Origin of the sequence: Pseudomonas sp. D1HM, from assembly GCF_019266105.1 — a bacterium.
Taxonomy (GTDB): Bacteria; Pseudomonadota; Gammaproteobacteria; order Pseudomonadales; family Pseudomonadaceae; genus Aquipseudomonas; species Aquipseudomonas taetrolens.
In genome coordinates this window covers 209443-235345 of record NZ_LRMN01000014.1, presented here as the reverse complement: position 1 = coordinate 235345, position 25903 = coordinate 209443, and the positions used below count along the sequence as shown (strand labels likewise).

25 protein-coding genes and 1 riboswitch are annotated in these 25903 nt (G+C 58.9%); of the genes, 5 read left to right on the top strand and 20 right to left on the bottom strand.

Translation table 11 applies throughout. From position 1 onward, the window contains the following. Positions 1–35 precede the first annotated feature (35 nt). Entirely contained in the window at positions 36–1187 is a 1152-nt protein-coding gene (locus AWM69_RS15405) for a TDT family transporter (protein WP_218727417.1), read from the bottom strand. A 274-nt stretch (positions 1188–1461) separates the two neighbouring features. On the opposite strand from AWM69_RS15405, the gene AWM69_RS15400 reads away from it, so the two are divergent. Further along, complete coding sequence (locus AWM69_RS15400) at positions 1462–4932, top strand: PAS domain-containing hybrid sensor histidine kinase/response regulator (protein WP_218727416.1); 3471 nt, start codon at positions 1462–1464, stop codon at positions 4930–4932. Positions 4933–5009: 77 nt separating this feature from the next. On the opposite strand, the gene rmuC is transcribed toward AWM69_RS15400, so the two are convergent. Together rmuC and AWM69_RS15390 are read right to left on the bottom strand one after the other, a co-directional pair. After that, positions 5010–6374 carry a DNA recombination protein RmuC gene (gene rmuC / locus AWM69_RS15395; RefSeq protein ID WP_218727469.1) on the bottom strand — a complete coding sequence of 455 codons (1365 nt, stop codon included), beginning with the start codon at positions 6372–6374 and terminating at the stop codon, positions 5010–5012. 172 nt (positions 6375–6546) lie between these two features. After that, the gene (locus AWM69_RS15390; RefSeq protein WP_131652431.1) at positions 6547–6870 is read right to left on the bottom strand and encodes a sel1 repeat family protein; all 324 of its coding nucleotides are present in this window, start codon (positions 6868–6870) and stop codon (positions 6547–6549) included. 994 nt (positions 6871–7864) lie between these two features. Here AWM69_RS15390 and AWM69_RS15385 point away from each other — a divergent pair. The 3 genes from AWM69_RS15385 to AWM69_RS15375 all read left to right on the top strand — a co-directional run bounded on the left by AWM69_RS15385 (position 7865) and on the right by AWM69_RS15375 (position 10264). Next, on the top strand, positions 7865–8089 hold the full coding sequence (locus tag AWM69_RS15385) for a hypothetical protein (protein ID WP_019407963.1): 225 nt from the start codon (positions 7865–7867) through the stop codon (positions 8087–8089). 269 nt (positions 8090–8358) lie between these two features. After that, the gene (locus AWM69_RS15380) at positions 8359–8838 is read left to right on the top strand and encodes a hypothetical protein (protein ID WP_131652430.1); all 480 of its coding nucleotides are present in this window, start codon (positions 8359–8361) and stop codon (positions 8836–8838) included. Positions 8839–8983: 145 nt separating this feature from the next. Next, positions 8984–10264: an OmpP1/FadL family transporter gene (locus AWM69_RS15375; RefSeq protein WP_218727415.1), complete on the top strand. Its 1281-nt coding sequence runs from the start codon at positions 8984–8986 to the stop codon at positions 10262–10264. Positions 10265–10349: 85 nt separating this feature from the next. On the opposite strand, the gene AWM69_RS15370 is transcribed toward AWM69_RS15375, so the two are convergent. The 14 genes from AWM69_RS15370 to cobO form a co-directional block, all read right to left on the bottom strand. Further along, positions 10350–10901: a glutathione peroxidase gene (locus tag AWM69_RS15370; protein ID WP_131652428.1), complete on the bottom strand. Its 552-nt coding sequence runs from the start codon at positions 10899–10901 to the stop codon at positions 10350–10352. A 58-nt stretch (positions 10902–10959) separates the two neighbouring features. After that, complete coding sequence (locus AWM69_RS22905; protein ID WP_256930356.1) at positions 10960–11082, bottom strand: hypothetical protein; 123 nt, start codon at positions 11080–11082, stop codon at positions 10960–10962. Then, on the bottom strand, positions 11079–12287 hold the full coding sequence (locus tag AWM69_RS15365; RefSeq protein WP_256930355.1) for an MFS transporter: 1209 nt from the start codon (positions 12285–12287) through the stop codon (positions 11079–11081). The genes AWM69_RS22905 and AWM69_RS15365 overlap by 4 nt, the downstream gene beginning before the upstream one ends. A 52-nt stretch (positions 12288–12339) precedes the next feature. Further along, positions 12340–12753, bottom strand: coding sequence for a MarR family winged helix-turn-helix transcriptional regulator (locus tag AWM69_RS15360; RefSeq protein ID WP_131652426.1), 414 nt, complete (start codon positions 12751–12753; stop codon positions 12340–12342). Between the two features lie 71 nt (positions 12754–12824). After that, positions 12825–13559: an adenosylcobinamide-GDP ribazoletransferase gene (locus AWM69_RS15355; RefSeq protein WP_218727414.1), complete on the bottom strand. Its 735-nt coding sequence runs from the start codon at positions 13557–13559 to the stop codon at positions 12825–12827. Continuing rightward, the gene (gene cobC / locus AWM69_RS15350; RefSeq protein WP_218727413.1) at positions 13556–14134 is read right to left on the bottom strand and encodes an alpha-ribazole phosphatase family protein; all 579 of its coding nucleotides are present in this window, start codon (positions 14132–14134) and stop codon (positions 13556–13558) included. Before cobC ends, AWM69_RS15355 begins: the two co-directional genes overlap by 4 nt. Continuing rightward, positions 14131–15186, bottom strand: a complete 1056-nt coding sequence (cobT, locus tag AWM69_RS15345) for a nicotinate-nucleotide--dimethylbenzimidazole phosphoribosyltransferase (RefSeq protein ID WP_218727412.1) — start codon at positions 15184–15186, stop codon at positions 14131–14133. Before cobT ends, cobC begins: the two co-directional genes overlap by 4 nt. Further along, complete coding sequence (cobU, locus tag AWM69_RS15340) at positions 15183–15704, bottom strand: bifunctional adenosylcobinamide kinase/adenosylcobinamide-phosphate guanylyltransferase (RefSeq protein ID WP_218727411.1); 522 nt, start codon at positions 15702–15704, stop codon at positions 15183–15185. The genes cobT and cobU overlap by 4 nt, the downstream gene beginning before the upstream one ends. 1 nt (position 15705) lies before the next feature. Beyond that, on the bottom strand, positions 15706–17172 hold the full coding sequence (locus AWM69_RS15335) for a cobyric acid synthase (RefSeq protein ID WP_218727410.1): 1467 nt from the start codon (positions 17170–17172) through the stop codon (positions 15706–15708). Then, positions 17169–18173 (bottom strand): threonine-phosphate decarboxylase CobD, encoded by a 1005-nt coding sequence (gene cobD, locus AWM69_RS15330; RefSeq protein ID WP_131652420.1) that lies wholly within the window; start codon positions 18171–18173, stop codon positions 17169–17171. The genes AWM69_RS15335 and cobD overlap by 4 nt, the downstream gene beginning before the upstream one ends. Next, positions 18166–19074 (bottom strand): adenosylcobinamide-phosphate synthase CbiB, encoded by a 909-nt coding sequence (gene cbiB / locus AWM69_RS15325; RefSeq protein ID WP_131652419.1) that lies wholly within the window; start codon positions 19072–19074, stop codon positions 18166–18168. The genes cobD and cbiB overlap by 8 nt, the downstream gene beginning before the upstream one ends. Then, positions 19071–19721 (bottom strand): 5,6-dimethylbenzimidazole synthase, encoded by a 651-nt coding sequence (gene bluB, locus AWM69_RS15320; protein WP_218727409.1) that lies wholly within the window; start codon positions 19719–19721, stop codon positions 19071–19073. The genes cbiB and bluB overlap by 4 nt, the downstream gene beginning before the upstream one ends. Next, positions 19718–21031 (bottom strand): cobyrinate a,c-diamide synthase, encoded by a 1314-nt coding sequence (locus AWM69_RS15315; protein WP_218727408.1) that lies wholly within the window; start codon positions 21029–21031, stop codon positions 19718–19720. Before AWM69_RS15315 ends, bluB begins: the two co-directional genes overlap by 4 nt. Positions 21032–21041: 10 nt before the next feature. Further along, positions 21042–21653, bottom strand: a complete 612-nt coding sequence (gene cobO, locus AWM69_RS15310; RefSeq protein WP_131652417.1) for a cob(I)yrinic acid a,c-diamide adenosyltransferase — start codon at positions 21651–21653, stop codon at positions 21042–21044. A 78-nt stretch (positions 21654–21731) separates the two neighbouring features. Then, positions 21732–22033, bottom strand: a riboswitch (cobalamin riboswitch). Positions 22034–22163: 130 nt separating this feature from the next. On the opposite strand from cobO, the gene AWM69_RS15305 reads away from it, so the two are divergent. Next, positions 22164–23471: a sorbosone dehydrogenase family protein gene (locus tag AWM69_RS15305; RefSeq protein ID WP_218727407.1), complete on the top strand. Its 1308-nt coding sequence runs from the start codon at positions 22164–22166 to the stop codon at positions 23469–23471. A 72-nt stretch (positions 23472–23543) separates the two neighbouring features. Here the strand turns inward: AWM69_RS15305 and AWM69_RS15300 are convergent, their stop codons facing one another. The 3 genes from AWM69_RS15300 to hda all read right to left on the bottom strand — a co-directional run bounded on the left by AWM69_RS15300 (position 23544) and on the right by hda (position 25766). Beyond that, complete coding sequence (locus tag AWM69_RS15300) at positions 23544–24083, bottom strand: C40 family peptidase (RefSeq protein ID WP_218727406.1); 540 nt, start codon at positions 24081–24083, stop codon at positions 23544–23546. Positions 24084–24227: 144 nt separating this feature from the next. Beyond that, positions 24228–24851, bottom strand: a complete 624-nt coding sequence (locus tag AWM69_RS15295) for a C40 family peptidase (RefSeq protein ID WP_218727404.1) — start codon at positions 24849–24851, stop codon at positions 24228–24230. A 210-nt stretch (positions 24852–25061) separates the two neighbouring features. Continuing rightward, positions 25062–25766: a DnaA regulatory inactivator Hda gene (gene hda / locus AWM69_RS15290; protein WP_019410803.1), complete on the bottom strand. Its 705-nt coding sequence runs from the start codon at positions 25764–25766 to the stop codon at positions 25062–25064. Between the last annotated feature and the right edge of the window lie 137 nt (positions 25767–25903).

The following is a 25903-nucleotide window of genomic DNA, read 5'->3' as shown; positions in this document are numbered from 1 at the left end:
GTTCAGCGATTTCATACAGAACCCAAGTACATCTCTTACCTCTTCAACCCGACGATGCAGGGTGAAACAAACAATTCGCCACGGTAGGCACCTTGCAGGGTCCGCTTGCCCACAATCAGCCACATCAGCGCGAGCCCGGCAACCAGTACGCACCCGAACACATCAAAGAATGTCAGGTTGAGAATATTCCCCAGGCGTAGCGTGGCCAGGGAATACACGCCGAGCGGAAAGGTAAAGCCCCACCAGCCCAGATTGAACGGAATGCCGGCACGCATGTAGCGAACAGTGATCAGTACCGCCATCAGCATCCACCACAAGCCAAAGCCCCACAGTGCGATCCCGCAGATCAGCCCCAACCCTTCAGCAACCTCGCCGATCCGGACAAAACCATTGGCAGCGAAGATAGCCGGCGAATCAGCCCCCAACAGTAATAACCCCAGGGCACCGGTACCAATCGGTCCCAGCGCCAGCCAGCTCGAGGCGGCCATGCTCTCGTGGGGCAATTTATGCAGCGCCATGCGCAGCATGAGAATGGTCAGGATGCTGAACGCCACCGGCACCGAGAACGCCCACAGCACATAACTGGTGATCAGTACGTGGAACTGCGCCACCGGATCAATGAGATGCGGCGCTAACAGCCCGCCACTGGCCGCAGCGACCTCTGCCGCCACCACCGGCAACAGCCAGACCGCGGTCATTTGGTCAATGCTGTGCTCCTGACGGGTAAACATCATGTAGGGAATCATCACCCCGAAGGTTAGAGACATCACCACATCCACCCACCACAACACATGTGCAACCTGCACCATATCGCTGCCCCAACGGGCGACACCGAATAGCAGAAAACCGTTGATGATGGTTGCCAGGCCCATGGGAATGGTGCCAAAGAACATCGACACGGTTGAATGCCCGAAAATACGCCGTGCCTCGTCGTAAAACATGACCCAACGTGCGCCATACAGCACGCTGAACAGGATGAACAACGCGATATTGAACAACCACAAACCTTCGGCAAAGGCATACAGGCCAGGAATCTTGACGGGCAACTGAGCCAGCGCCAGCGCCAGAACCCCCGTGCCCATGGTCGCGGCAAACCAGTTCGGGGTGAACTGGCGGATCACTTCTCGCGGATGCTGTAACTGGCTAAATGGCCGAAAACCGGCTTGAGCCTTATTTGAACAATTCATGGGTTCCTCCTGCTCCTCATATGAGGTCATATCAAGAATAGAACCAAATCGAATATCCATATAACGGGTATTTTCTCTAACTGTTATCGATTTTCTAGATAATCAACTGAATGGATGGAAGGTCAAGACCTGATCGACAAAGCCGGCAACCCCCCAAACCTGCGACACCAGGCCGCGCTCCGACCATGGTCGACACTGACGCCGCCCAAACATCGTGCGAGACTTACCCGCTGGCGCTGGATTGCTGCCGGTTAAAACACACTCAGGAGCCATCATGTCGCTGTCCAGCGGGCTTATCGCCGCCGTCGCCCTGGCCTATATGGCCATCATGTTCGCGATTGCCTTTTATGGTGATCGGCGCAGCACACCGCTGCCACCACGGGTGCGTGCATGGGTATATAGCTTGTCGCTGGCGGTGTACTGCACCAGCTGGACCTTCTTTGGCGCTGTGGGCCAGGCCGCAGAACAGCTCTGGGCGTTCTTGCCGATTTACCTGGGACCGGTCCTGCTGCTGGTGTGCGCGCCCTGGGTGCTGCAAAAAATGGTGATGATCAGCAAACAGGAAAACATCACCTCAATTGCCGACTTCATCGCGGCCCGTTATGGCAAATCCCAATCATTGGCCATTGTGGTGGCGCTGATCTGCCTGGTCGGCGTCTTGCCCTACATCGCCCTGCAACTCAAAGGCATTGTGCTCGGAGTCAATCTGCTGATCGGCGCCGGAGCAGATGCCACGGGCTCTCGGGTCCAGGACACTGCTCTGATTGTGACGTTGATTCTGGCGCTGTTTACCATTGTGTTCGGTACGCGCAACCTCGATGCCACCGAACACCACCGGGGCATGGTGCTGGCGATTGCCTTTGAATCCCTGGTCAAGCTGTTCGCCTTCCTCGCCGTCGGCGCCTTCGTCACGTATGGCCTGTATGACGGCTTCGAAGACCTGTTCAGCCAGGCAATGCTGGCCCCGCGACTTGAGGAATACTGGAAAGAAACCGTTAACTGGCCATCGATGATCGTTCAGACCGGCGTCGCGATGATGGCGATCATCTGCCTGCCCCGCCAGTTCCACGTAACGGTGGTGGAGAACATCGAGCCGCAAGACCTGCAACTGGCCAAATGGGTGTTTCCGGCCTATCTGATTCTGGCAGGCCTGTTTGTCGTGCCGATTGCACTGGCGGGGCAAATGTTGCTACCCAGTTCAGTATTGCCCGACTCGTTCGTCATCAGTTTGCCACTGGCCCAGGCGCACCCTGCCCTGGCGATGCTCGCCTTCATTGGCGGAGCCTCGGCCGCCACCGGGATGGTGATCGTCGCCAGTGTCGCGTTGTCGACCATGGTGTCCAACGACATGCTGCTGCCCTGGCTGCTGCGGCGTAAAAACGCCGAACGCCCGTTCGAGGTATTCCGCTACTGGATGCTTTCGGTGCGCCGCGTATCCATCGTGGTCATTTTGCTGCTGGCCTATGTCAGCTACCGCCTGCTGGGTTCGACCGCCAGTCTCGCCACTATTGGCCAGATTGCGTTCGCCGCCGTCACGCAACTGGCCCCGGCCATGCTGGGTGCGCTGTACTGGAAACAGGCCAACCGCCGCGGAGTATTCGCCGGCCTGGCTGCAGGTACCTTTATCTGGTTCTACACCCTGGTGCTGCCACTGATTGCCCACAGCCTGGGCTGGCACCTGAGCCACTTCCCCGGACTGGCCTGGCTGCACAGCAACCCGCTGGGGCTACCGATCACACCTCTGACCCAAGGCGTGGTGCTGTCGCTGGCAGGTAACTTCACACTGTTTGCCTGGGTCTCGGTACTGTCGCGCACCCGGGTGTCAGAGCACTGGCAAGCCGGACGCTTTATCGGCCAGGAACTCAGCAATCACCCCAGCGGGCGCTCAATGCTCGCGGTACAAATCAATGATTTGTTGACCCTCGCCGCGCGATTCGTCGGTGAAGAACGGGCCCACCAGAGCTTTATTCGCTTCGCTTACCGCCAGGGCAAGGGTTTCAACCCCAGTCAAAATGCCAATGGCGAGTGGATTGCCCATACCGAACGCCTGCTGGCAGGGGTACTGGGCGCCTCCTCGACTCGAGCGGTGGTCAAAGCCGCCATCGAAGGCCGGGAAATGCAACTTGAAGACGTCGTGCGCATTGCCGACGAAGCATCCGAGGTGCTGCAATTCAACCGTGCCCTGCTTCAAGGGGCGATTGAAAACATCACTCAAGGCATCAGCGTCGTCGACCAGTCGCTCAAACTGGTCGCCTGGAACCGACGTTATCTGGAGCTGTTCAACTACCCGGACGGGCTGATCAGTGTAGGACGTCCGATTGCCGACATCATTCGGCACAATGCAGAACGCGGCCTCTGCGGCCCCGGCGAAGCAGAAGTGCATGTCGCCCGTCGACTGCACTGGATGCGTCAAGGACGGGCTCATACCTCCGAACGCCTGTTCCCCAATGGCCGGGTGATTGAACTGATCGGCAACCCCATGCCAGGCGGCGGCTTTGTCATGAGTTTCACCGACATCACGGCATTCCGTGAAGCCGAGCAAGCACTGACCGAAGCCAATGAAGGGCTGGAGCAACGCGTAGCCGAGCGCACCTTTGAATTGTCACAGCTGAATCAGGCCCTGACCGAGGCCAAAGGTGTGGCCGAGACAGCCAACCAATCCAAAACCCGCTTTCTGGCGGCCGTCAGCCATGACCTGATGCAACCGATGAATGCCGCCCGACTGTTCTCGGCAGCCCTCTCCCATCAAGAGGACGGCCTGAGCCCTGAGGCACAAAAACTGGTGCAGCATTTAGACAGTTCCCTGCGCTCCGCTGAAGACTTGATCAGTGATCTGCTGGATATTTCCCGCCTGGAAAACGGAAAATTCACCCCTGATATCAAGCCGTTCGCAATTAGCGAGCTGTTCGACACTTTGGGCAATGAGTTCACCGCTCAGGCTCAGGAACAGGGATTAAGTTTCAGAGTGCGCGGCAGCCGCCTGCGAGTCAGCAGCGACATCAAACTGCTACGCCGGATTTTACAAAACTTCCTGACCAATGCCTTCCGCTACGCCAAGGGCCCCGTGCTACTGGGTGTACGCCGACGAGGGAGCGAGTTGTGCCTGGAGGTCTGGGATCGAGGCCCCGGCATTCCAGAAAATAAACTGCAGGTCATTTTTGAAGAGTTCAAGCGTCTGGACAGCCATCAGACCCGTGCAGAAAAAGGCCTTGGCCTTGGCCTGGCGATTGCCGATGGACTGTGTCGCGTACTAGGGCACACCTTGCAAGTCCGTTCATGGCCCGGCAAAGGCAGTGTGTTCAGCGTCAGCGTGCCACTGGCTCAAAGCCAGTCCGCGCCACGTCCCGTGGTGTCGGAACAGAACGGCCAGCCTGTCATAGGTGCTCAGGTGCTGTGCGTCGATAACGAAGACAGCATTCTGATCGGCATGCAGAGCTTGCTGACACGCTGGGGCTGCCGTGTCTGGACGGCCCGCAACCGCGAGGAATGCGCGGCCTTGCTGAATGAAGGCGTTCGTCCGCAACTGGTGCTGGTGGATTACCACCTGGATGATGGCGAGGTCGGGACAGAATTGATGGGCTGGCTGCGGGCGCAACTGGGCGAGCCCGTACCGGGCGTGGTCATCAGCGCCGATGGCCGCCCTGAAATGATCGCTGAAGTTCACGCGGCAGGCCTGGAGTACCTGCCAAAACCCGTCAAGCCGGCAGTGCTGAGAGCGCTGCTGAGCCGGCACGTGCCACTTTGATACCTCTGTAGCCGCTGCCGCTGGCTGCGATAAAAGCCAATACGCAGCCTGCGGCAGCGGCTATAAACAGCGCTCTTTTATTCCGCCGGATGCGCCACGCCATCGACGTCGGTCATGGCCCGCTCCAGCAGGTCGGGCGGCAGGCTTTTGCTGGCCCGCGCGCCCAGTAGCTTGAGTTGCTCGCTGCGACTGACCAGGTTACCGCGGCCATCGGTCAGCTTATTACGCGCCGCACTGTAAGCCTTGTCCAATTGCTGAAGGCGACTGCCCACCTCATCCAGATCCTGGATAAACAATACGAATTTGTCATACAGCCAGCCCGCCCGCTCTGCAATTTCCCGGGCATTCTGGCTCTGGCGCTCCTGCTTCCACAAGCTGTCGATCACCCGTAAGGTGGCGAGCAACGTGGTCGGGCTGACAATCACGATATTGCGATCAAACGCTTCCTGAAACAGATTGGGTTCCGCTTGCAGTGCTGCGGAAAACGCCGCCTCGATCGGGACAAACAGCAGCACAAAGTCCAGGCTGTGTAACCCTTCAAGACGCTTGTAGTCTTTGCCGGCAAGGCCCTTCACGTGGTTGCGCAACGACAGAACGTGCTGCTTCAAGGCGACTTGCCCGATGACATCGTCATCCGCTGCCACGTACTGCTGATACGCTGTCAGGCTGACCTTTGAGTCGACCACGACCTGCTTGTCTCCCGGCAACAGGATCAACACATCGGGCTGGAAGCGCTCACCGTCGGGGCCCTTGAGGCTGACCTGGGTCTGATATTCACGGCCTTTTTCAAGCCCGGCGTGCTCCAGAACCCGCTCAAGAATCAATTCCCCCCAGTTACCCTGGGTCTTCTGCCCTTTCAGGGCGCGAGTCAGATTGGTCGCCTCGTCACTCAAACGAAGGTTCAACTGCTGCAACCGCTCCAGCTCCTTGCCAAGAGAAAAGCGCTCACGGGCTTCTTGCTGATAGCTTTCTTCAACTCGCTTTTCGAAAGACTGGATGCGCTCTTTGAGGGGATCGAGCAATTGCCCGAGACGCTCATTACTGGTTTCAGCAAAACGCTGTTCACGCTCATCAAAAATCTTGCCTGCCAGCTCGGCGAACTGCGCACGCAGTTCATCACGCGAACCTTGCAAGTCGCTGAGTCGTTGCTGATGGCTATCTTGCTGCTCACGCAACTCTGCAGCCAGTGCGGCCGCATGAGCGTCCAGGCGCCGTAGCTCGGTTTCTTTCTGGCCGCGCTCAAGGCTCCAGGCGTGGGCAGCATCACGTGCGTTATCGCGCTCCACCTGCAACAGCTCGACCTCGCGGCGCAGAGCTGCAAGTTCGGCCTGTTTCGCCGCATTGGCCTGCCCAAGATCGCTGACTTCATCACGACAGGCATCAAGTTGAGCACTGAGCCCTTCCTGGGCCAACTGAGCCATATTCAGGCGCTCTTCGAGCAATGCCAAATCAGCCGGGTAAGCACTGGCGCGCCGCTGCAAATGCCATATAAATGCCAGCAACGGTACGCCGGCTAGCGCCAGGCCCAGCAAAATGCTGTTCAAGTCCAGGGCCATAGCCCCTCCGCACGAGGTAAAGGAGCAAGGTTAACCAAGCTATCCGTGTGAAGACAGCTCAGTCTTCGATCTTGCTCAGTTCTTGCTGGGCCAGACGGTCGCCCGCACGGGCAGCCTGGCGCAGGAGTTCATGACCGATTCGCTGGTCGCGGGCGCTGCCGCAGTCACGGCACATCAATTGACCCAAACGGCTTTGGGCCAGCACCACGCCTTGACGGGCAGGCTGTTTCAGCAAATGGCCGGCCACATGCTTGACGCTAGGCTTGGTGCTCAATCGAGGGTTGTCCAGCAGCCAGATCGCAACCCGCAAAGAAAAGCGCTTGGGGGCTTGAGGAGGCGTATCGGGACGAGCAACAGAGGAAGTAGGTGTGCGGAACTTCATACGACACTGTAGGGCAGAACGGAAGGCGCGCCACTCTACTCCTTTTTTCGCTCGGGTAAAGTCGAAAAAGGTCTACAAGCGCGTTCTAGAGCAAGTGCGCGGGACAATCCACAGATCCTGTGGATAACTCAGTGGACAACCCAAATTTAACCGTCGCAAACGCCCACCCTACGGGGCCTAAGGTCAAACTGACGATTTTTTCACCAATTAAAAAAAACGATGTTTTTCATTGACTTAAATTTGCCTAACAGGCTAGGAAGCGTTGTCACCTGTGCAGTTGCACTGCTTATACCGGCAATGCGCCCAGTGTGCACAAGCCCGCATTCAGTTCAAGGGGAAGAGCCAAAAAAAGAGCAAAATATGTAGGCAAGTCCCGCTGCACAACCTGCCTTTCCCGGTGATCTCCAGCGACATGCCTTGCGCCCTGCTCACTGGACTAAACGTCAGAATCGACTAGTACCAATCTTCGCGGCACGCACAGCAGAGCACCTTTACCCGCTTGCCACGGGCGAGGCACAGCCTCTTTTTTAGCTAGCATACTTGCGTTTAAATTTTCAACCGGTTAGTATCCGCAGCGTTAGTACCAAGCTGAAAGTCAATTCGGGCCGAACAAATCCCCCACAGCCAACTTCCCTTGATGAGAAGTCGCACTGAAAAACGGGATCGACCCCCTCGATGGTTTCCAGGTAAATCTTGTGTCGATACAGCCTTTGAACAAACACAAAGGGTATCGCGAAGCTCTTCTACTCTGACCGAACCAACCTGCAAATTGATCAGGATCTTCACCCGGAGCACGGAACCTTAGCTCTTGTTGTGATTGCCTGCCCTCCTAAGTACCTACCTGCCAGCCCAAGCGCTACCAATTTAATGCGCTCCAACTGGCGGCTTTGTTCCAGTCAGGTTCTTCGTCCAGCCAAAGATGGCTCGACGTCACTGGAACGTTTTAACGTTGCACGGATCAGAACCGTGTCATTTGTAGGAACACCTAATAACTATGTCTACTCAAATCCATACTCAGGATGCCATTCGCACCCTAACCAATGCCTTCGCCCCCATGAACTGCCTGATTATGGCCGCTCGCAAAGGCTGCTTTAGCTTTACCCTGGTCAACGAACATGGCATCGCACGTCACAGCGAGCGTCTGTACCCCGATCAATATTCCAGCGCAGAACCCCTGCAGGCTGTGATCGAGCGTACTCGTCAGGCACTTATTGCCTGATACTCGGTAAGCGTCCACACAAAAAGCCCTGCCTGATTAGCAGGGCTTTTTGTTGCCTGTTATTTGAGAAATATCTGGCATCGCTTAAGTACTTGCGGATATATCGCGAACAGCTCGAAGCTGTAAATGATTTAAAAACAGAACTTTACAGCAGAGATATGACACTACACTTCAACTCAAGCGGCCAAACCCGCTTCCGGCGAGCCCTCCCGACTCATTGCTGCCAAGCCCTTGGGTGTCGCCGGCCATTTTCAGGCTTCGAGGACTATATGGGTATCGCTGCCAGAGAGTTGAACCTTTATGTGATTCGCCCCACGCTTCTTTATCTGGGTCAGAACAACCCGAATGCAGAAGCATTGTTACTGGGCATTGCAGCCAGCCAGTCCAATCTGGGCTCGGCACTGCATGATCGACGCGGTCACGGTCTCTACTGCATTCGCGAACCTCGTCACGCAGCCTTGTGGGATGAATACCTTGCCCACGACCCCGATCTGGCGAGCCTGGTTCGCGGGCTGGCCAGTCAACATGCTTTTTTGTGCAGCCCGCATCTCGAACTCACCGTTAATTTGCGCTATGCCACCGCCATCGCCTGGCTGTTGATTGAAGAACAACACCTTGTCATTCCACCCGCCGACGATCTGCTGGGCATGGCCAGGATCTGGCGCCAAGCCTTTGAGCCACAAGGACGTTTGCGCGATTTCACCCACGCATGGCACACATGTGTCTCACCTCTCAACCAGGTTGCCTGAAATTCAATTGTCGGCAACACCCTGTAAAAGATCTAAAACCGGTCGGATTGTCCTACAAAACAACACTATCTTCTGCGATTTAGCCTATAGCGCTTACACAAAAATGTTGGTAGTTTTCGTCCGGTGATCAAAAGGAGTTCTAATAATGAAAAAAGTAATGCTCAAGACCACACTTAGCCTCGCCGTCACTTTGGCTTCCAGCCAGATTTTCGCAAGCGGCTTCGCCCTCAACGAACAAAGCGTAAGCGGTATGGGGACCGGTTTCGCAGGTCGTTCATCTTCTGCCGATGATGCAAGCACCGTTTTCGGTAACCCTGCCGGCATGGCCCGCCTGAAAGGCCAGCAAGTCACTGGCGGCGTCGCTGTCATCGATGCGTCCACCGACATCAAGGACGGCCAGGGCAAATACCCAGGATCCAACAAGGGTGACATGGTGCCGTTCACCGGCGTCCCGATGGGCTTCTACACCAACCAGCTAAACGACCAATGGTCTGTGGGCTTTGGTGTTTACGCGCCTTTCGGTCTGGTCACCGACTATGAAAGCGGCTTCCAGGGCCGTGCGTTTGGCAGCAAAAGCGAAGTCAAGGTTGTCACGCTGCAACCGACCGTCAGCTATGCATTCAACGATCGTGTTTCGATTGGTTTCGGTCCGACCATCAACCGTATTGCAGGTACCCTGGAATCTGACATCACGTTCAACCCGGCTTTGGGTGACAACAACGTGAAGATCGAGGGCGACGATACCGCACTGGGCTTCAACGCCGGCGTGCTGGTCCAGGCCACCGATACCACCCGTATCGGCCTGACTTACCACTCCAAGGTCAAATACAAGCTCAAAGGCCACACCGAAATCTCTGCCAGCGCCGGTTCCAGTGCTATGGGCCTGCTGAAAAACGGCCGCTATGACGCTTCGCTGAAAATCGAAACCCCAGAATCCTGGGACCTGTCGGTTACTCAGGACCTGAGTGATGCCTGGAAGCTCTACGCAGGGACTACCTGGACCCGCTGGAGCCGCCTGAAAGACATCACCGTCGAGAACGAAGGCGTTACTGGTGCCGGTGGTGCTTACGCGCCTGGCCTGTTCAGCACCATCAAGGAAGACCAGAACTGGCACGATACCTGGGCTTACGCCATCGGTACGTCGTATCAGGTGAACAAGCAGTGGGTACTGCGTACGGGCCTGACATTCGACCAGTCACCTACCAACAACGAAAATCGTTCGCCACGCATTCCTACCGGTGACCGTACGATCTTCAGCCTGGGTGCTGGCTATAACGTGACCGACGACCTGACTATCGACATGGCTTACTCCTACCTCAAGGAAGAAGCAGTCAAGGTTCACGACTCGAATGCACTTAACAACTACAGCGCCAAATACGAAAACAGTGCCAATGGTTACGCCTTGGGTGTGACATACCGCTTCTGATTCACTGCGAGGCCAACCCCCTCGCCTGCTGAATCAAAAAAGCCCCGCTCTCTTCACCGAGGCGGGGCTTTTCAATGAGTGCGATTCAAGGCCTGGAAGCAATCGCGGCCTCAATGGCTTCAATCAACTCAGGACTGTCCGGTTTGGTGAGGCTGGAGAAGCTGGCAACTACATTGCCCTTACGATCAACCACATATTTGTAGAAGTTCCACTTCGGCGCGCTGCTTTGCTGTGCCAGGACTTTAAACAAATTCGCCGCATCGGCGCCGCGAACCTTTTGCGGATCGATCATGGTGAAGGTCACGCCATAATTGACGTAACAGACTTTGGCTGTTTCCTCGCCATCCTTGGACTCTTGCTTGAAGTCATCCGACGGTACGCCAATCAGCTCCAGCCCTTGCCCCTTGTAGCGCTGATACAGCGCTTCAAGCCCCTTGAACTGTGGAGCAAAGCCGCAAAAACTGGCGGTATTGACGATTACCAGCGGCTTGCCGGCAAAGCGCTGGCACAAGTCGATCGACTCCTTGGCCCGCAACTTGGGCAGAGAGCCCTCCAGCAGCGGCGGGCAATCTGCCGCCCAGACAGAACCCGCTCCCGCGAGCAACAGTACAGGTATCGCAATCCAGCGCTTGAGCATCAGCCGTGTCCTGAGGTGATGAGAGGAATATACCGAACTTACTCGTCACAGTGCCGTGCTAGCAAGTCCCCATACCTAACTGCATCAGCGCCAGACCACCCTGATGCCAGCCCCACCAGGCCAGCGCCAGCAACAATAAACCACCGCTGGCGGCTCCCAGCCATGCCCAGGTTGTATTCATGCCATTCCCTCCTGCATCTGCAGTCGAGCGACCGGACGCTCACGTACCGGCCAGTTCAAGGCTGCCGCCAGCACACTCAATAGAATCGAAACCTGCCAGATCAGATCATAGTTGCCGGTTTGATCGTAGACCACGCCGCCAAGCCATCCGCCCAGGAATGCACCCAATTGATGGAACAGGAATACGATCCCGCCCAGCATCGACAGATTGCGAACACCAAACATTGTCGCAACCGTGCCATTAGTCAGCGGCACCGTCGACAGCCATAGAAAACCCATGGCCATGCCAAACAGGTAGGCACTGAATTGTGTCACCGGCGCCCACAGGAACAACACGATCACCACCGCACGCGCCAGGTACAAGCCCGTCAACAAACGGGGCTTGGACATGCGGCCGCCGAGCCATCCAGCAGTGTAAGTGCCAAAGATATTAAACAGGCCAATCAGCGCCAGCACCGTCGTGCCCACTGTTGCAGGCAAGTGCTGGTCCACCAGATAAGCCGGCAGATGGATGCCGATAAACACCACCTGAAACCCGCAGACAAAAAAGCCGAAGGCCAATAGCCAGAAACCGGAGTGCGTACAGGCTTCCCGTAGCGCTTCCTTGAGGCTTTGTTCGCCCCCCAGCTTGGGCAACGGGCGATCCTTGAGCATGCTCACCAGCGGTACGATCAGCGCCACCAGCAAGCCCAGCACCAACAGCGCTGCAGACCAGCCCAGCCAGCCGATCAGGCCAAGCGTGCCGGGCAGCATTGCGAATTGCCCAAAAGAGCCTGCCGCGCTGGCAATCCCCATCCCCATACTGCGCTGCTCAGGAGGCAAGGCGCGGCCCACCACGCCGAGAATGACGGAAAACGATGTACCGGACAGGCCGATGCCGATCAGCAGGCCGGCGCTGAGCGACAGTGACAACGGCGAGTCCGACAGCCCCATCAACAGCAAGCCCACGGCATAGAGCACGCCGCCGACGATCACCACTTTGGCTGCGCCGAAACGGTCGGCCAAAGCGCCGGTAAAGGGTTGAGCCAAGCCCCAGATCAGGTTCTGCAAAGCGATGGCGAAGGCAAACACTTCACGGCCCCAGCCAAACTGAGCGCTCATGGGCGGCAGAAACAGCCCGAATCCATGCCTCACCCCTAAAGACAGCGCCAAAATAAGCGCACTGCCAAGCAAGACCCAACCACTGTTTCGCCACACCGCTGTCATTGTTATTCTCCGGGAGCGGGTATATACCCATTTATAATCGAGCGACTGGCCTTCAGTCCGAACCCGCCAACTCATCCAATAATTGCAAAAGCTGCGTACGTTTCTCTTCACCCAAGCGATCCATCAAACGCTGCTGTGCAGCCTCCCAAGCGGGCAAGGCAGCCTTCAGACGCTCCACGCCCGCCGGGGTCAGGCACACCACACGATTGCGCTGATCCTCGCCTTCGGTCATTTTCACCAGACCCGCGCCCTCCAGCACCCGCAAATTGCGGCCTAACGTGCTGCGATCCAGCCCCATAGCCTCAGCCAGACTTGAAATGCTCGGCTGATCCATACGCTTGAGGTTACTGAGCAAAGAATACTGGGCAACGTTGATCCCGAAGCCATCAAGGGCGCCGTCGTAATGCCTGCTTACGCCACGTGCCGCGCGTCGCAGATTGGTGCATAAACACTGAGTCGGTAACATTTTGTATGTATATACCCGCAATAAAACACAATCAAGCATTAACTCGCTACTACGAGACACGTAACCGCTGGTCAGATAAGCGCCAGCCCTACCAGCATCCCGACTTCGAGTAATTCGAGCAACGCGCCGGCGGTGTCACCGGTAGTTCCGCCCAAGCGGCGCATCATTAACTGCCGCAGCCAGACAAACCCTGCTGCCGCCAGCCCCAGCGCCCACAACCCGGCCACACCCGCCAGCAGCACACACGCCACGGCACTGAGCCCCAACACCCACCACCCGGCCTTGCGCGGCAGGTGATCGGCCAATGCCTGGCCGAGCCCTCCGGCCCGCACGTAGGGCGTTGTCAGGAACACGCCCAGCAAGGCGCTGCGCCCTATCAGCGGTACGATCAGCAATGCCACGCTGTGCTGCTGCTCGATCAGCGCCAACAGCGCGCAAAACTTGAGGAGCAACACCAGCACCAGCGCGACCACCGCAATCGGCCCGCTGCGCGGGTCTTTCATGATGGTCAGGGTCCGTTCGCGATCACCAAAGCCGCCTAGCCAGGCGTCTGCGCTGTCGGCCAGACCATCGAGGTGCAGGCCACCACTGAGCAGCACCCAGGCGGTCAGCAACAACGCGGCATGCAACAGTGACGGCGTACCTGCCAGCAGCGCATTCAGCCCCCATAGCAGCACGCCAAACAGCAGGCCCACCAACGGGTAATACAACAGTGAGCGCCCCAGCGCCCGGGGTTGCGGCATGCCGGGCAGACTAATCGGCAAACTGCTCAAAAACTGCAGGGCGATCCAGAACGGCGATCTCACAACTCAGCCTCTTCGAGACGGCCATCCTCTGCCACCTGCAAGCCGAACAGCGCACCGTGTGCCACTGCGACCTGCAACAAGTGCTCACGGGGCAAGCCCCTGGCCTGTGCCAGCAACAGCTTGATGACCCCGCCATGACAGACCAGCAATACCCGTTCTCCCTCAAAGCGTTGCTGCAGCCGATTAACGGCCGAGAGCACGCGTGCCGAAAATGCATGCACCGGCTCACCGTCTGGCGGCGTGAACGCGTAGGGATCGTTCCAGAACAAGCCCAGTGCTTCGGCATCGGTCTCCATCAACGCCGCCGCGCTCTGCCCCTCCCATGCACCAAAGTGCAGTTCTTGCAGGTCTTTTTCGAACGACACCGGCAAATTGAGCTGCTCGCTCAGTTCGCGGGCAAACAAAGCGCAACGTTGCAGCGGCGAACTGACAATGCGGTCCCAGGGCCCTCGCCCTTGGACCGCCTCGCGCATCTGCTCCCAACCCAATGCCGTCAACGCATCATCCAGGCTACCGCGCAGGCCGCCGCCCAGTTCAGTTTCACCGTGACGCAGCAGCTCCAGATACACCGTCATACCGGACGATCTGCCACGGCGGCTTCGGCAAATGTCGCCATCTGACCATGGAGGTCGCATGCCAGACGCACCAGCGGCACTGCCAGCGCCGCGCCACTGCCTTCCCCCAGGCGCAAACCGAGGTCAAGCAACGGTTCAGCCTGCAAACTTTCCAGTACATGTTGATGGCCAAGCTCGGCACCGCGATGACTGTAGATCAGCCACTCGCTGCACGCCGGACTCAAGCGAACGGCGACCATGGCCGCGACGGTGCAGATAAACCCGTCGACCAGCGCTACGATGCCTTCCTGGGCACAGGCTACGTAAGCCCCGACCAAGGCAGCGACTTCAAAGCCACCCAAGCGAAACAGCGCCTGTAACGGGTCATCGAGATGCCCGGCATGCAACGCCAGGGCCCGCTCTATCACCCGGGCCTTGTGACTGACCTCGGTGGCGTTCAGCCCGGTGCCGGGGCCGGTCAGGCGGGATGCCGGGCAATTCAGCAACGCGCTGGCCACGGCACTGGCAGAGGCGGTGTTGCCAATGCCCATTTCGCCACCAAGAAACACTTCGCTGCCCTGCGCCTTCGCCCGCAGCACGCTGTCGCGCCCGGCCTGCAACGCTTGCAGGCCCTGCACATCAGTCATTGCCGGTCCCGTGGCAAAGTTCGCCGTGCCCGCGCCAAGCTGCAAATGGCGCACCCCTGCCAGGTTGAGCATGGGCGTGACCGTTCCAAGATCCACCACATCCAGTTGCGCGCCCAGTTGACGGGCCAAGACACTGATGGCCGCTCCGCCGCTGACAAAGTTGTGCAGCATTTGTCCAGTGACGGCTTGCGGATAGGCCGAAACCCCTTCCGCGACAATCCCGTGATCACCGGCAAAAATCGCAATCCACACGTGATCGGCCCGCGGTTTTAGCCGCCCCTGCAAGCCGGCCATCCGCACCGCAAGTCCTTCAAGCTGGCCCAGTGAGCCCGCAGGCTTGGTCAGTTGCTGCTGATGCCCGGCTGCCGCCGCCTGCATATCACGGTCCACCGGCTTGCACGGAGTCAGCCACCAAGGGGTTTTCATAGAGCAGGTCCTTTCAACGTCAGGGGCAGGCCCGCCACAGTCAACACTACCCGCTGACAGTGCGCGGCCAAGGCTTGATGCAACCAACCGGCTTCATCGACATAGCGGCGAGTCAATTCGCCCAGCGGCACGACACCCATTCCGGTTTCGTTGCTGACAAACACAATTTCACCCGGCAGTTCAGCCAGACATTCCAGCAGCGCATCGCGCTCGGCACCGAGCCGCTGGGGATCGTCCAACATCAGCAGATTGGTCATCCACAGCGTCAGGCAATCCACCAGCAGGCAGCTATCGGCACTCGCGTTGTCACGCAGCACCCGGGCCAGTTCGACCGGTTCTTCAATCAATCCCCAGTGCGCCGGACGACGTTCGCGATGATGACGCACGCGCTCGTTCATCTCGCCATCCAGCGGCTGGCTGGTCGCAATGTAGGTCACTGCGAGCCCGGATTCGCTCGCCAGTTTCTCGGCCAAGCGGCTTTTGCCAGAACGGGCACCGCCCAAAATCAGCTGCAACATGTCAGGGGTGCTCCCGGCTCAGACCACAAAGTGCTCGTAAATAAGCAGTGTCCAGGTGGTTTTCCACCAGATCGGCCAGACGCTCGATATCCCGCTCCCGCAGTGCGTGGTAATCCACCGCCTGCACGTCCTCCAGCCCGGCCCAGCGCAGCAGCGCGCTGCAAGCAGCAGGCGACTCGAACAAACCATGCAGATAGGTGCCCAGAACTTGTCCGTCCGCACTTTGCGCGCCGTCGCAACGACCGTCATCGAGGTGCACCATCGGCTGTTCAAGAGCAACGCCGGTGGTGACGCCCGCGTGAATTTCGTAACCGCTGACTTCAGCGTTTTCCAGCTGCAAATGCCCGCGCACGTTACGCAGCTGTTTTTCGGCCTCCAGCTCGGTACTGAATGCCAGCAAGCCCAGGCCGCTGCTTGAGCCCGGCGTACCTTCTAGCCCCAGCGGGTCATGGACCTGCTCGCCGAGCATCTGCAGGCCGCCGCAAATCCCCAGCACTTTTCCGCCATAGCGCAGGTGACGGTTGATTGCTGTGTCCCAGCCATTGGCCCGCAGATAGGCCAGATCGCTGCGCACGCTTTTGGAGCCCGGGAGAATGATCAGGTCGGCCGACGGAATCGCCTGCCCGGGGCCCACAAACTGCAAATCCACCTGCGGATGCAAACGTAATGGGTCGAAGTCAGTGTGATTGCTGATCCGCGGCAATACCGGCACCACGACCTTGAGCACGCGCTCGACCTTATCGGTCTGACGCTGATCGATGCCGTCTTCAGCCTCAAGGTGCAAGTCCATCACATAGGGCAGCACCCCGATCACGGGCTTGCCGGTCCTCTGTTCCAGCCAGTCAAGACCGGGCTGCAGCAACGCGATGTCACCGCGAAAACGGTTGATGATGAAACCCTTGACCCGTGCCTGTTCGGTGTCGGACAGCAGCTCGAGAGTGCCGACCAAATGAGCGAACACTCCGCCGCGATTGATATCGGCGATCAACACCACCGGGCAATCCACCGCCTCGGCAAAGCCCATATTGGCGATGTCTCCCGCCCGCAAATTGATTTCGGCCGGAGAACCCGCGCCTTCCACCATGACCACCGGATACCTGGCACTCAAACGTTGATGCGAGGCCAATACCGCCTGCATGGCGATGGCCTTGTAGTCGTGATAGGCGACAGCGTTCATGCTGGTGACGGCGCGCCCATGGATAATCACCTGGGCGCCGGTGTCGCTATTGGGCTTGAGCAGCACCGGATTCATATCGGTGTGCGGCGCCAGCCCCGCGGCTTGCGCCTGCACGGCCTGAGCCCGGCCAATCTCACCGCCCTCGGCGGTCACGGCACTGTTGAGCGCCATGTTCTGCGGTTTGAAAGGCACCACGGCCACGCCCTGGCGAGTCAACCAGCGGCACAGGGCCGTGACCAGCGTGCTTTTACCGGCATCGGACGTGGTGCCTTGCACCATTAACGTGCTCATGGGTTTTCCTTGGTACAGGCCTCGGTGTACGCGGACAAGGCCTGCTCCAGCCGCAACCAGTCAGCGTCGTCGGCAGGCAGGCCAAAACGCACGCTGCTGTTGTGGGCAAACAGGCGCAGCAGAATGCCGCGCTGCGCCATAAAGTCGTAAAGACGCTCGGCGTGGGGCGTGGCCAGCCACTGAAACAACGCGCAGCCTCCCTGGGGCGACAAGCCGTGCAGCGTCAACAGCGCCGCCAACCGTTCGCTGGCCAACTCGCTGCGTTCACGCTGGCGAGCATGGGCTTCAGTGTCGACCAGACACGCTTGGCCGACAATCCGCGTCGGCCCGCTCACTGCCCAGGGACCGACTTGCTCGGCCAACAATTTGAGCAGTTTGAGTTCAGCCAGCACAAAGCCCAATCGAACCCCCGCCAAACCAAAGAACTTGCCAAACGAACGCAACACGATCAGTCCGGCGCGGTGACTTTGCGCGGCCAGGCTCAACGCAGGTGTGTTGTCCATGAACGCTTCATCCACCACCAGCCAGCCACCCCGTTGTGCCAGCCGTGCATGCCAGGTCAGCAACTGCTCAGGCGTCAGACTCAGCCCTGTCGGGTTATTGGGATTGACGACCACCAGCACATCCAGGCTGTCGAGGTAGAAATCGACCTCTTGCTCCACCACCTCCCGCACGATGTGCCCGTTGCGACGCCAGGCTTCGGCATGCTCGGCATAACATGGCGACAACACGCCGACCTTACCGCCACGACGTAAACGGGGCAGCAACTGGATCGCGCACTGGGAGCCCGGCACCGGCAACACATTGGCGGCGCCGTAGTAGGTACAGGCCGCTTGTTCTAGCCCGTCATCGGTTTCCGGCAACCGCGCCCAGGCACGCTCGGGGATCACGGGAATCGCAAAAGGCCAAGGCGCCAGGCCGCTGGACAAGTCCAGCCATTGCGCCTCGGCGATGCCGTAGTGCAAGGACGCCTGGCGTAAACGTCCACCATGCTCAAGCATAGAATTCACTCCACATGCACAGGATCAAGAGCCACAGCCATACACCCCGCTGCACCAGTTGCCAGCCACGGCCAATCGAGTCGGCATCGGCGGGCACGCCTTCACCCAGTTGCGCACGCTCATGCAGTTCACCGTGATAAATCGCCGAACCGCCCAATTCGACGCCCAAGGCACCGGCACCGGCCGCCATGACCGGCCCCGCATTGGGGCTGTCCCACTGCGGGGCCTGTTTGCGCCAGCACTTCAAGGCCAGGCGGGTTTTACCCAGTACGGCATAAGTCAGCGCCACCAACCGTGCAGGAATGTAGTTGAGCACATCGTCGATCCGGGCGGCGGCCCAGCCAAACCGCTCAAAGCGCTCATTGCGGTACCCCCACATGGCGTCCAGCGTATTGCTCAGGCGATAGAGCACCACGCCCGGAGCACCGGCGACGACAAACCAGAAAATCGCGGCAAAGACCGCATCGCTGCCGTTTTCCAGTACGGACTCGGTCGCCGCGCGGGCGACTTCGGTGGAATCAAGCTCGCTGGTCTGACGGCTGACCAGATAACCGACCCGTGTACGTGCCTCCTCGAGATCATTGCTGCGCAAGGCTTCAGCCACGGGCTGCACATGTTCGCCCAGGCTGCGCATGCCGAGCGCGCAGTACAACGCCAGGATATCTACCAGCCAACCGATATAAGGCAGCCAGGACAGCGCGGTCGCCAAAATCGTCAGCGGAATGACCGTCAGCACCCAGGCGGTAACGCCATGACTGCGCCAGCCACGGCCACCGGAATTGAAACGCTGCTCAACGCGACTGGCCATGCGGCCGAACGCGACCAGCGGATGCCAGCGCTTGGGCTCACCGAACAGCGCATCCAGCGCCACCCCCGCCACGCACAGCAACGCCACACTCATGGACTCACTCCCCAATAATTCTCATACACCAGTTCACTTAGCGGACGCGCACGCGCCCACCCTTCCAGCACCAGCATCGGCGCCGGATAAAAGGCCTCGACCGGCCCCAGACACAATACCGCCAAGGGCTTGGCACCCGCAGGCAACCCCAGTAAATCAGCCAGCGCCCGCGGCTCGAACAATGACACCCAGCCCATGCCCAGCCCTTCGACGCGAGCGGCCAGCCACAGGTTCTGGATCGCGCAGGACAACGAGGCCATGTCCATTTCGGGCAGGGTACGGCGACCGAATATGTGTTTTTCCCGGTCATCCATCAACGCGGCCACCAAAACCTCGGCACAGTCGTTGATCCCTTCAACCTTCAGGGTCATGAACTCATCGGAACGCTCGCCCAGCGCTTCAGCAGTACGCACCCGCTCCTCCTCCACCAGGGCCTGGACCTTGTTGCGCAACTCACGGTCGGTGATGCGGATAAAGCGCCACGGCTGCATCAGCCCCACACTCGGGGCCTGATGCGCCGCCTCCAGCAGGCGCGCCAACAACTCAGGCGCTACCGTGCCACCGCTGAAGTGACGCATGTCACGCCGCTCGGCGATGGCCCGGTAAACCGCTGCACGCTCTTGGGGACTAAACGCGTTGTCGCTCATGGCACCTTCACGGCGCAGGGTGCGAACAGCGCAGCAATGGCCTGGGGGTTGGACGGAAAGTAAAAGTGCACGTAAGAAGCCGTCATCCGACCTTCGCGATAGACCGCTTCGGCCCCGCGCCCACCGTTGGGACTAAGCCCGCGGGCAATGGGTTGCAGCTGCGTCTCGGTCAGCGAGTGATGATAGGTATGACCGCGCAACAGCCCTTCGGGCATTTCCACGGCCTGCAAGGCCAACGCTGCCAGACGCTTTTGCATCGTTGCTTCGCCCGCCAGCAGCCCGACCAGCTCGGCACGCTGACCGTCGACATCGGTCAGGGCATCCAGCAGATACAGCATGCCACCGCACTCGGCCAGCAAGGGCTTGCCGGCGTCATGGTGTGCACGAATCGCGGCCAGCATCGAGCGGTTGCGTGACAGCTCAACGTGGTGCAGCTCGGGATAACCACCGGGCAAATACAGGCTGTCAGCTTCTGGCAACTGCGCGTCACGGATCGGTGAGAAAAATACCAGCTCAGCGCCCATATCCCGCAACAACGCCAGACTCGCACCGTAGGTGAAGGCAAAGGCTTCATCACGAGCCACGGCAATGCGCACGCCGGCCAGCAATGGCTCGACCACCACCGGCTCGGGGGCTGCAAACTCGACCGCAGGCGGCAGCGCTACCTCGCAGGTGCTGGCCAATGCATTGGCTGCCGCGTCGAGACGGGCATCCAGGTCATTCAACTCACTGGCCTGGACCAGCCCCAGATGCCGGCTCGGCAGCTCAATCCCGGTTTCGCGGGACAGCGCGCCGTACCAGCGCAAGCCTTCAGTCAGGCTGCCTTCCAGCAACTGCGCATGGCGCACGGTTCCCACCCGATTGGCCAGTACTCCGGCAAACGGCAGGTCCGGCTGATAACGCGCCAGGCCCAATGCCAGCGCGCCGAACGTCTGGGCCATAGCGGTGCCATCAATGACGCCCAGTACCGGAACCCCGAAATGCCGCGCCAGGTCGGCGCTGGAGGGCGTGCCATCAAACAAGCCCATCACACCTTCAATCAGAATCAGATCCGCCTCTGCGGCAGCTTCCCACAGCAAGCGACGACTTTCATCGGCACCCACCATCCACAAATCCACCTGATACACCGGGGCACCACTGGCGCGCTCCAGGATCATGGGGTCGAGAAAATCCGGGCCACATTTAAACACCCGCACCTTGCGCCCCTGATTGCGGTGCAATCGGGCCAAGGCGGCTGTAACGGTGGTCTTGCCCTGACCGGAAGCCGGCGCGGCGATCAATACCGCCGGGCAATGACGCGACTCTCTCATGCTGAAACACTCACAGTTCGATGCCTTTCTGAGCTTTGATGCCGGCCTGGAAGGCATGCTTGATCACACCCATTTCAGTCACGGTATCGGCCAGGTCAATCAATTCGGGTTTGGCGCCGCGCCCGGTGACCAGCACATGCTGCATCGGCGGACGGGCCTGCAGGTCAGCCAGCACCTGCTCAAGGTCGAGATAGCCATGCTTGAGGGCGATGTTCAGCTCATCCAGTACCACCAGGCCGATGGCGGGGTCTTGCAGCATCTCGCGGGACACTTCCCAGGCCGCTTCGGCAGCCGCGATGTCACGCTGGCGGTCCTGGGTTTCCCAGGTAAAACCTTCGCCCATCACGTGATAGCGCACCTGCTCCGGGAAACGGCGAAAGAACAGCTCTTCACCGGTGCTGTTGCGCCCCTTGATGAACTGCACCACACCACACTGCATGCCGTGGCCCATGGCCCGGGCCAACATGCCAAATGCGGAGCTGCTTTTGCCTTTGCCATTGCCGGTCAACACCAGCAGCAGCCCGCACTCGTTCGGCGAGCTGGCAATGCGCTCATCCATGACGGCTTTTTTGCGCAGCATGCGCGCCTGGTGACGTTCGTCGCGTTCGGGGGATTCGTTCATGGCAGCTCTCCGTTGGGGCTGAATTAAGCAAACGGGAGGCGGGGGGAATTCAACAACGACACACCATCGCCCGCCGCGAGTGTGCTGGATGGATCAGGCCGGTCTCCGGGCTCATAAGCGGACCATCCCCAGGGACAGCACCTGACCACGCGCCTTCCCATGTACAAGACACAGTGGCGTCCGGGGCTGGCCAGCCCATTGCGACGCGTAATGCGTGTCAATGAAATAGCGGCAGACCCTGGCGTGGCATTGACTCATTTACCGTTGCGGGGGCAGCGCCGGGATCGTGACGTTTGAACCGCTCAAACACGTCCTCACCGGCTTCCCTGTTTCACTCTGTCGACCGCTTGCCACAGAGCACCTGAAACAAGCGGCAAAGGTTAGAGGGTTGGGGGTGGAGCGTCAATTAAAGGTGCGCGGCAATACGCCTGAACACGCCCACAAACCTGAACCTTTGAGCCGCTATGCTTCTCTATAGATTTACCCCGCCCGAACCTTATGGAGATTCACATGTTCAAGTGCCAGCACGCTGTTGTCATCGCACTTGCGGCAGGATTGGCCGCCTGCGGTGAAACCTCGACCTTGCAAGTGAGCGATGGCACCGGACCTTCGCCGAAACTGCCCGAACCCAACAAGACCCTGATTCCCACCGTCAATATCGCGCCTGCGGTTGGCTGGGCGCCCGGAGCCACACCCACGGCCGCTCCCGGGACTAAAGTGGCAGCATTCGCCGAAGACCTTGACCATCCCCGCTGGCTCTATGTACTGCCCAATGGTGATGTACTGGTCGCCGAAACCAATGCCCCGCCCAAGCCGGACGACAGCAAGGGCGTTCGTGGCTGGGTCATGGAAAAGGTCATGGGCCGGGCCGGGGCTGGCGTACCCAGCGCGAATCGCATCACGCTGTTGCGAGATGCTGACCACGATGGCGTTGCGGAAACCCGCAGCGTGTTTATCCAGAATCTGCACTCCCCCTTCGGCATGACCCTGGTCGGCAATGACCTGTACGTGGCGGATGCCGACAAGTTGCTGCGTTTTCAATACCAGGCTGGCGATAACATCCTCAACACCCAACCCACCAAAGTGGTGGATTTACCGGGCGGCCCGCTTAACCACCACTGGACCAAAAACGTCATTGCCAGCCCGGATGGCAAAAAGCTGTATGTAACCGTCGGCTCGAACAGCAACGTGGGCGAAAACGGCATGGATCAAGAAGAGGGCCGTGCCGCCATCTGGGAAGTTGACCCGGCCACCGGTAGCCACCGCATTTTCGCCTCCGGCTTGCGCAATCCTAACGGCATGGCTTGGGAGCCAACGTCCGGCAAGCTCTGGACCGCTGTCAACGAACGCGACGAAATCGGCAGTGACCTGGTTCCCGACTACATCACCTCAGTGCAAGACGGTGGCTTCTATGGCTGGCCGTACAGCTATTACGGGCAGCACGTCGACGCTCGGGTCGAGCCGCAAAATCCGGCACTGGTGGCTAAAGCCATAGCGCCAGATTACGCCCTGGGCCCGCACACGGCTTCTTTGGGGTTGAGCTTCGCGCAAGGCAGCACATTGCCCAACCTTACCGAAGGCGCATTTGTGGGCCAGCACGGTTCCTGGAACCGCAAGCCGCACAGTGGCTACAAAGTGATTTTCGTGCCTTTTGCCGACGGCAAACCCACAGGCATGCCGGTTGACGTGCTGACCGGCTTTCTCAATGCCGATGAAAAAGCCATGGGCCGCCCGGTTGGCGTAGTGATCGATAAACAGGGGGACTTGCTGGTAGCCGACGATGTGGGCAACAAGATTTGGCGGGTGTCTGCACAATAAAACTGTAACCCTGTAGCCGCTGCCGCAGGCTGCGACATCGATCGCAGCTTCAGCGGCTACAGAGGTTCAGCGTTACGGCAAACGTGCCAGATGCTGCTCGTTCGGCAGTACGCGCTTGGCGTTGAGATAGGCTTTTTGCCAGTAGGCTTTGGACAGGCTGTCCAGTTTGACCGTGCCGCCCGTAGCGGGTGCATGCACGAAACGGCCTTCACCGACATAGATACCGGCATGGCTGACCTGCGACCCGCCGCTGGTGGCGAAGAACAACAGATCGCCGGTTTGCAGCTTGTCTTTGCCGACATTCGGCGCACTCATCACGATCATTTCACGTGTCGAGCGCGGCAACGAAATACCCGCCGCGTCGTTGTAGACGTACTTGATCAAACCGCTGCAGTCGAAACCCGAATCCGGTGTATTGCCGCCCCAACGATAAGGTGTACCGACCAGACCCAAGGCACGAAACAATACGTCGGCGGCAACGGGCGAGAACTGTTCTGAGGGCGGCGAATACACCCGGGGCTTTTGGGCCACTGGCGTCGGAGGGGTATGGCTTGCGCAAGCACTGAGCAGTGCTGCTAAGGTAAGAAGTGCGACTCGGGCCATGGTCGACATAAACAGAATGTTCCTGATTCTGGATACGGCAACATGGGCCGCGAACCCTGAAACCGCGCAGAGGGGATCTGCGCGGTTTCAAGAATTTAAGAATGCGACTGAATTCTAGCCCTTAGAGAGCAAACTTCAAGTAAGACTTTAACTTTACTTGCGGGTAACTACGTTTGTAGGTGCCATCGCCAAGGCCCGTTTGGCCTCCATAAAGGTCTTGCTCCAGTAGCTGTCACCCAACTTGTCAATTCGTACACCCCCGCTGCGACGGCTGCTGGAGTGAATGAACTGGTCATCGCCCAGGTAAATCCCGGCATGACTGACACGACCACGACCGTTGGTGCTGAAGAACAGCAAATCACCCGGTTTGAGGTTATTTCGTGCGACGAGCGGTGCATCAACGTTGATCATTTCCCGAGTGGATCGCGGCAATTTCATGCCGGCTTCCTCGCGGAACAGATAACCGATAAACCCGCTGCAATCGAAACCTGACTCGGAGGTGCCGCCATAACGGTAACGGGTACCGATCAAGGACATTCCGCGCTCAAGAATACTGTCAGCCAAGGCCGGCAGCGCGTAAGGCTTGCTGTTTTCGGAGAATTGAGCCAACTCTTTTTCAGTCGCCAGTTCTTCCTGATAAAGATCGGAAGCTTGGGATGGAGTCGACTTTTGCACCTGAGATTCGGTGACGTGCTGGGACACTGGAGTGTGTGCAGCGCAGCCAAACAACAGGGTAACGAGTGCGAGAGGCACGAGGGGTGCGAAGCGATTTAGCATGGGCACGACCGTGGCTTGTAGGAATAATTGCCGCGACTATGCCTTTTATGATCCTCATTTGCAAATTCAATCGATCTAAATGTGACTTGGCGGTTTCGCCGCGACATCTAAGGGCCTACACCCCTGACAATGGATTCTGCGCGCACAGCCCTCTGAGCGCGGGCTTTCTGGCGCCGAAAAATGGCCGAAACAGGTGAAAAGTCGCGCGATTTACCAGCCGAGGGTTTCTTTCAGGAAGGGGATGGTCAGCTTGCGCTGTGCCTGCAAAGACGCCTGATCGAGACGTTCAAGCAACTCGAACAACGCGCTCATGCTGCGGGTTCCGCGCGTAAGTATGAAATGCCCGACCTCGTCGGTCAGGTGCAGACCGCGACGGGATGCGCGCAACTGCAAAGCCCGCAGTTTGTCTTCGTCTGACAAGGGCCGCATCTGGAAAATCAGCGCCAGGGTCAGGCGGGACTTGAGGTCGGCCAACTTGATCGGCAACTCACGGGGCGAAGCCGAAGCGGCGATCAACAGTCGACGACCGCTGTCACGCAGGCGATTGAACAAATGGAACAGCGCCTCTTCCCAATCCGCACGCCCTGCCACCGCCTGAAGATCATCCAGGCAGACCAGTTCGTACTGCTCAAGGTTGTCGAGAATTTCGATGCCGCGATCCAGTAGCTCTGCCAGCGGCAAATAAACAGCAGGCTCGCCCATCTGTTCAAAACGCAGGCACGCCGCCTGTAGCAAGTGCGTGCGCCCGACCCCCTGTTTGCCCCAGAGGTAGATCAGGCTTTCTGTCCAGCCGGCATCGGCTTCGCACAGACGCTCGACGTAGCCGAGTGCAGCGGCATTGGCGCCTGGATAGTAATTTATGAAGGTAGCGTCATCACGCAGACGCACACCTAGGGGCAGCTGAATCGGTTTCATGCTGACTGAACAGTTCAAATGAACTGTTAGTGGCCTCTATGTGAAGTTTTAAAAGTTTATACCCGTGTAGCTGGGCGCACAATGTAACAGACCACGAGCAAAATCAAAGGTTTGCATTAATTGACCGCCTTATTTGG